At 64.5% G+C, this 4,266-nt stretch carries 1 protein-coding gene and 1 pseudogene; both read right to left on the bottom strand.

The features are described 5' to 3' along the window. Positions 1 to 2,132: 6-pyruvoyl-tetrahydropterin synthase-related protein (locus NZM16_RS08970; protein WP_295480014.1), on the bottom strand; the 2,132-nt coding region annotated here is incomplete at its 3' end. A 395-nt stretch (positions 2,133 to 2,527) separates the two neighbouring features. Further along, a pseudogene (locus NZM16_RS08965) lies at positions 2,528 to 4,266 on the bottom strand (hypothetical protein); the annotation flags it as partial.

The raw sequence follows: 4,266 nt of genomic DNA, 5'->3' as shown, positions 1-4,266 counted from the left end.
CGAATGTAGCGTTCCTCCCGCCAGGGCGGCGCGGTGGTAGGCATCTCCCCGGGATGCATGTGATCGCTCTGAAAGCGCAGGCGGTTAGGCGGCAGCGCCTCCAGGCCGTGGACGTAGACACTGTATTGAACCTGCATGGCCTGGAGGGCCCGCCACCAGAGCGACAGGGTCAGTGTCTCCCCGGGCTGGACCACCCCATTCGGCGTGGAGACCGTGTAACCCAGCAAGCGGATCCGATCGCCGAAATCCACATCGACTCGCACGGCCATTCCGGGCGGCGAATCCGGATCGGATCGCGGGCGAAACCAGGTGGTGTGGGGATCCATGTAGAAGAACTTGAAGCCCAGGATCAGCGCCCAGAATGCGCCCAGGCCCACCCGTTCCCCCCAGGTCAGCACCGGCGCAGGAACCGAAGGAAGGCGCATTCCTCGCCGCCATCCTCGCGCCCTTTCCGCTAGCCATCGAGCACCGCCCGCCAGCCAGAGCCCCAGGGAGAACAGCTCCAACAGTCGCCAGTCCCACTGGCCGCAGAAACAGAGGCGGACTTCATGCGTCCCTGGCGGAACTTCGGCATGCAGCAAACCCAGCTCCCCCGCCGCCCATGTGCGGACCGGGCGTCCATCCACCTGGACCTGCCAGCCGGGGAACGCAAACACCCAGAATCGCACCACCGCCTCCTGGGGCAGGCGCACCTCGAAGCGCTGGTCCAGCGGATGGCGAGAGAGAGGGAGGGCTTCCGATCCAGAAGGCAGGGAAGCGAGGTCCAGGCGGAGGGGTTCCTCGCCCTGACGATAGGCCTCTTCCAGAGGGGAGCCGGGGATCGACGGGGCCGTGACCGTGCGCGGCAACAGTTCCCCCACGCTGGTGAGGCCCGTCAGGCCCGCCGCCCGGTCGAAGGCCTGCAAATCCGCCAGAGTGGCCTGGCGGAGCATCGTGAACTTGCCGAAAGGATACAGAAGAGGAGCAGTCCCCAGCGTCAGAGCTAAGCTGGCCAGCGCCGCCCCTACTGCCCGCCACCCGGGACGCTGGAAGCCCTGAAGGCCCAGGCCGACCATGGCGGCGATCGGAAGTCCGGCGACGCCTAGCCAGCGCCAGGGGAACTCGGCATAGGATAAGAGCGGCAGATGCTCCCACAGGAAACGAGAGGGCGCGGTCATCATGAAGATCATGCCCAGCGTCCCTAGCCCGGCCCCCACCGCCAGAGCCCGCTGACGGCCGGTCCAACGCCCCCAGCTCAGAAAGGCAGCCGCGGCGAGCAGGACCTGATGGGTGCCCAGCGTCAGCACCTCCTGGGGGTTTCCCAGGCTCTGATCCTGCAACGGCACGAACGAAAGCAAGCGATCCAGGCCCAGGAAATGCTTCCGGAAATCGAAATGACCCTGCAGCAGGCGATCCAGGTGAACGATCGAACGATCGCGCAGCGCCGGGATGACAAAGAAGGCGGATAGCCCGAAGCCCAGGGTGAGAGCCCAGAGGGCGCCCATCACCCGTTGGCGCGGCGGGCGTTCGGTGATCCCCAACAGCACGCCATATCCCAGGAGGGCAGCTGTGCCCAGCATAGCCGTAATGTTATGGCTCAGCAGCAGCAGCCCGTAGGCGACCCCCGCCCCCCAGCGACGGACCCATCCCCCCTCCTGCAGATATCCGTGGAAGGCCTCCATCGTCCACGGCAACAAGCTGAGGGCCAGATATTGCGGGAAGTCCCCCTGCCAGTAGAGCTCGCGGATCCGGAAGGGAGCGTAGACATACGTCAGCCCGGCGACCATGGCGCCCAGTTCATGGATTCCCCAGCGGCGGGCTAGACGATAAACCCCCGCGCCCCCGAGGACGATCAGCGCGGCCAGGACAATCTTTACGCTGGTTTCCAGGTCGAGACCCATCTGCATCGCGATTGTCCCCAGCCAGGGGAAAAGAGGGCCCAGAAAATGAAAAAGGGGATAGCCCAGGCCGAAGACCAAATCCGGCGCCCACCGCGGATAGAGAACGCCCGCCCGCCACATGCGATCCATCTCGAGCACCCGATAGACATGCAGCACCCCATCGTGGGAGGGCGGGAATCCCGGCCAGAGCAACGGCCCGCCCGCAAGGGCGGATCCGGCGAGGAGCAACCAGAACCCCCACTCATGCCTCATCGTTCCTCCCTTCCGCTTTGTTGATTTTGAGCCTCGCTCCAACTAGGCAACGCTACTGGAGTTTTAAAGGCACGGAGCCAGAAGCCGAAGGCTCCCAGCCCCACACCTCTAGGCTATCCTTTCTCCCTCCTCTTTGCGTCCCCGAGGGGCTGCAGGGGGGAGAAAAATCTCTTGAGGGCAGGCTGGGGGCCAAAGACCTCTGACCCGCCATCGCACCCTGGAGTCTTTTCTTCCCCCTCCCCACATCCCTTCGGGTTGCGGGGAGGGGGATTACACGTCCACAAATCCCTATGAAATCGAAAGCACGATCAGCAGCCTCGCCCGGACAGATAAAGCTTGATCAACCGGCGCGTGGGAGAGCATACTTTCAGCGCATCGCCTCTGGAGGCACAACCTTATCGCACCATGATCGGAACCGGGTGGACGTAAGCAGGCTCGGAAGCCGAAGGGAGGTCAAGCAACAGATGGAGGATTTCCGGCCACTTATACCACCCGATCCGCAACGCGTAGCGACCTGGACGGGACAAGCCGTCCAACGAAATAGCGAGGGGGATTTCCACGCCCACTGGCCAGCGCGAGGTGGGTTGCCAGAGATCCCGCTGGCTCTCTACATTTCCCTCTCTATCCACCACGTGCACAAACAGCGTGTAATCGACGTCCAGAGGACGTAGGGCTTCGAAGGCCAGCCAGACCTCCCAGGGGGTTCCTGCCGGCACCTCCGCAGGCGCCTCCACGCCGGCCAGACGGATCTTTCCCCCAAAAACGATCGGCTCCATCACGGGGGAGACCGGCCGGGCAATCACCAGCAGCTGCGGAAGATCGAAGCCGTCCTCTCCGGAGCCATCGATCCGCAAGCGGCTCCCCGGATTCAGCCGCTCATACAGGCCCACCCGAATCCGGTAAAGGCCAGGCTTCGTTCCCTCCGGCACCCGCAGAAGGTGAAGGTCTTGATACACCCGCTCCACGTCCCAGGCGCTGGTGGGCACATCTGCCGGATGCATATGATCGCTCTGGAAAGCCAGGCGTGGCTCCCCGCTGACCGGATAGACATGAACGTAGGCGCTGTATTGATCGTCCATCGGCCGCAGCGCTCGCCACCACAGGGTCAGGCGAACCTGCCCGCCGGGTGTCGCGTCCGCAGGCTCCATCCGATAGCCCAAGAGGCGAATCCGGCTGGCGTAATCGACCTGCAGATGGGACGTGGCCCCAGGAGGCCGATCCAGCGTCACCCGCGTCGCTAGCCAGAGCCGATAAGGCACCTGACCGAGGAGGGCGAGGCCTCCGATCAGGAGCATGGACCGCTCGGCGGCCGACCATGCCCTCCATGCTCCTCCGATCGCCTGCACATGTTGCGAGAAGTTGGCGGCTCGGGTGATGACAGCCCGGAGGCGCGATCCCGTGATCCTGCCCGGGCGCCAGATGGCGATCAGGCGCCAGAAACCGCTAATCGCCAGCCCCATGGAGAAGAGCTCTAGGAGTCGCCATTGAGGGAGGGACCCGAAAAGAAGTCGGATCTCATGGGAGCCAGCAGGAATCTCCGCCCGCAGCCATCCGGTGCGGGCTTCCACCCACATCGGAGCCGGCCGTCCATCCACCTGCACGATCCATCCGGGGAACGCCAGGACATAAAAGCGCAGATTCCCTTCCACAGGAAGATCCACGGCGTATCGCTGATCCAGCGGTCCCAGCTTCAGCGTCCGCACGGATGCCCCAGGCGGCAGGCTGGCCCGATCCAGGCGTATTGGCTCCTCGCGTGCGCGATAAGCCTCTTCAATCGGCGAGCCCTCGATCTCGCCCCAGACCCATCGGGGAAACAATTCCCCCACGCTGGTTAGGCCCGGATACCGATGCCATCGCTCATAAGCGTGCAGATCCGACAGGCTCGGGTAGAGGAGACGGGTATGCGTGCCCCCGTTATACAGCAGCCCGAGGCTACCCACGATCAACATTCCACATGCGAAGAGCATCCATAAGCCCTGCGCTCGGGGCGGAAGGGCATCCACCCCCAGGCCGATCAGCAACGCGAGAGGGAGCACCGCCGGGCCTAGCCAGCGCCAGGGGAACTCCGCATACGCCAGGAGAGGGACCCGCTCCCAGATCGGTTGGGAGACAGGAAGCATCATCCAGACCATCC

The organism is Thermoflexus sp., from assembly GCF_025055495.1.
GTDB lineage: Bacteria > Chloroflexota > Anaerolineae > Thermoflexales > Thermoflexaceae > Thermoflexus.
Note: the sequence above shows the minus strand (reverse complement) of the source record. Positions and strands in the feature narration are given on the sequence as shown.